The sequence below is a fragment of the uncultured Shewanella sp. genome (assembly GCF_947491715.1).
GTDB lineage: Bacteria > Pseudomonadota > Gammaproteobacteria > Enterobacterales > Shewanellaceae > Shewanella.
Genome location: NZ_CANLKR010000080.1, coordinates 1 through 3,129 on the forward strand (window position 1 = coordinate 1; position 3,129 = coordinate 3,129).

The 3,129-nt window shown below is 40.6% G+C and carries 1 protein-coding gene; it reads left to right on the top strand.

Annotated elements, in window-relative coordinates:
- Positions 1-3,129, top strand: a 3,129-nt coding sequence (locus Q0779_RS23510) for an amino acid adenylation domain-containing protein (protein WP_298776684.1), incomplete at both ends; no start/stop codon positions are given.

Genomic DNA, 3,129 nt, shown 5'->3' on the forward strand with positions numbered 1-3,129 from the left:
TTAGCGCATCATATACGCGCGCAATATCAAGCTCAGCACAATCAGCCATTACAGCCTGACACCTTAATTGCCTTGTATTTAGACCGCAGCCTAGAGATGGTCATCGCGATTTTAGCCGTACTGAAAGCAGGTGGTGCCTATGTGCCTATCTCGCCAGACTATCCGCAAGAGCGTACCTTGTTTATGCTCGATGATACCCAAGTTAGCTTAGTGATTACTCAAGGGCATTATGTATCACAATTAATGGGGGGAGTGAGTGAGTCGGCTACAGAGTCTTTGATGTTCATTGCCGCTGATGACACTCAAGCTCTTGAACAATCCTCAACGCAAAATGTCAGTTCTATTAGCAGTGCGTGTCATTTGGCTTATGTGATTTATACCTCGGGAACAACAGGCAAACCTAAAGGAGTAATGGTTGAACATGATGCCGTTATTTCTTTTGCTATTAATAATGCATATATAGACAATAGCAATGTTGAAGTCGTGGCGAGCCTATCATCTTATGCCTTTGATGGTTTCGTTTTCGATGTTTTTTATTCATTGTTAAACGGTAAAAGCATGGTGTTAATGGATAAGCTAGTAACACTGAATAGTGATCTATTTCATAAAAAACTGAACCAGTTAAACATTGACTCATGCTTTATGACCACAGCCTTGTTTAATCAATTAGTACTCAATAAAACCCTAGATGATACACCAGTCAGAAATATTCTATTTGGCGGAGAAAAAGCTGATACTGATATTATTCAACAAGGATTAAAGCTATATCCACATAAAACCTTTAATCATGTTTATGGCCCGACTGAAACGGTGGTTTACGCATCGGTTTATCATGTTGAAAACGATGCAGGTGTCGCACCAATTGGTCATGCTTTGAATAATAAAACGCTCTATGTTCTGAATAAGCAGTTGTATCCAGTACCCATTGGTGTGCCTGGTGAGCTCTACATTGGCGGCGCGGGCTTGGCGCGAGGTTATTTACATCGCCCCGAGTTAACTGCGGAGCGGTTTATTGAAAACCCCTTTGCGACCCAAAGTGATATTGAAAAAGGTTATACCCGTTTATACAAAACGGGGGATATGGTGCGTTATTTGTCTGATGGCAATTTAGAATATTTAGGCCGTTTGGATAACCAAGTTAAAATCCGCGGCTACCGTATTGAATTGGGCGAAATTGAGGCGGCGCTGAGTCAAATAGGCGGAATTAAGCAGGCGGTGGTAATAGACCGCCAACATGCGAGCCATGGTCAACACATAAACAACCAGAATGAAAATAATCACTATCTTGCGGCTTATGTGGTGACCAATATTGACGGTGGTGAGATTGAGTCAAAGGCGTTTATTGACACTATTCGTCAGCAGTTAACGACGATGTTGCCAGATTATATGCAGCCCGCAACCTTCACGGTAATTGACCATGTGCCTTTGACGATTAATGGCAAGTTAGATCGCAAGGCCTTGCCTGAGCCTGAGTTGGTAAGTAGTGACGAGTATGTGGCGCCGCGTAATGATACTGAGCGTCAATTGTGTGAAATTTGGCAAGCCGTGCTGGGGCTTGAGCAAGTGGGTATCACTGATGATTTCTTCCGCATTGGGGGAAATTCGATATTGGCGATTCGTCTCATTAGCCAGATGAATATAGCGCTTCAAACTCAAGTTAGTGTGGCAAACATATTTACTTATAAGTGTATCGAAAAATTATCGATGCTCATTGAGCAGTCAATCGGTCACTTTACCTATCGTGATTATATGATCACAAAAGGTCACATTAATGAGTCTGAGCCATTTATCTTATCGAATGTACAGCAAGCCTATTTATACGGGCGATTAGATAACTTTGAAATGGGCAATATATCATCACACGGATATTCAGAGTTATTATTTAGTCAATTAGATATAAATAAATTTAATCTCGCATTAAATAAGCTCATTGAAAGACACCCAGCACTCAGAACGATATTCAAAGATGATGCGCAATGTATAGTTTCAGATGTGCCTTTTTATTCACTTATTGAGCATGGCGAAATTGAAGCCTCGGCGTTAAATGTCATAAGAGAAAGCTTGTCACATAAGATATATCAAGTGGACCAGTGGCCATTGTTTGATTTCGAGATCAGTGATTTTGAAGACAAAACCATTCTCCATATGAGTATGGATGCATTGATCATGGATGGCTCAAGCATGGGGATATTTTTTAATGAATTATCAGAACTGTATAACAGTGACAATATTGAAGCGGTTACTTTACCTCCGCTAGCGATTAATTTCAGAGACTATATGTTGCAATCTGATGATGTCAGACAAGGCCCACTTTATCAGGAAGCTGAAGCTTATTGGCAAGATAAGTTACCTGACTATAACTTTGACGCTCAATTGCCTATGGTGTTAAACCCAAGCAGTATCTCGACACCGAAATTTGCCCGTTTAACTCAAACGATCCCAACATCAATATGGTCACAATTAGAAGAAAAAGCCCGTCAATATGGTGTGAGTCCAACCAGTGTTATTTTATATGCGTATAGCCAAATCTTATTTAAATGGAGCGGGCAGAATACATTTTGTGTCAATTTAACGTTATTCAACCGTCTTCCATTGCATGAACAGGTGAATCATATTCTGGGTGATTTTACCGTGTTAGAGTTATTTAATGCGACAAGACAGACAGACATGAGTGTCATTGAAGGCATTCAGCACACACATTCAGGCTTATGGCAAGATATCGAGCACAACGTATTTGATGGCATTGATTTCCAACGCCTCATTCGTAAAACGTTAGATATTGCCCATGATAAATCACTGTCTCCTGTGGTGTTAACCAGTATGCTAGGCAATTCCAATGTTGATTTTAAATTCGAGGGTTACATTGAAAGGGGCTATTCTATTTCCCAAACCTCTCAAGTGTATTTAGATAATAAAGCGTATCAAAGCCAAGAGGGGTTTATTGCCGAGTGGGATTATGTAGAACAATTGTTTGACCCTATTATTATCAAGCAGATGCATGCCGATTACTGTGATTTAATTGTGTATTTAGCAGAGGCTGATTGGGATGATGTGCTGCCCGCAATGTCACTTTCTAGAGCAGAGCAATTAATCATAGAAAAGGCCAGCAGTGATACGCAACAGGCAGTC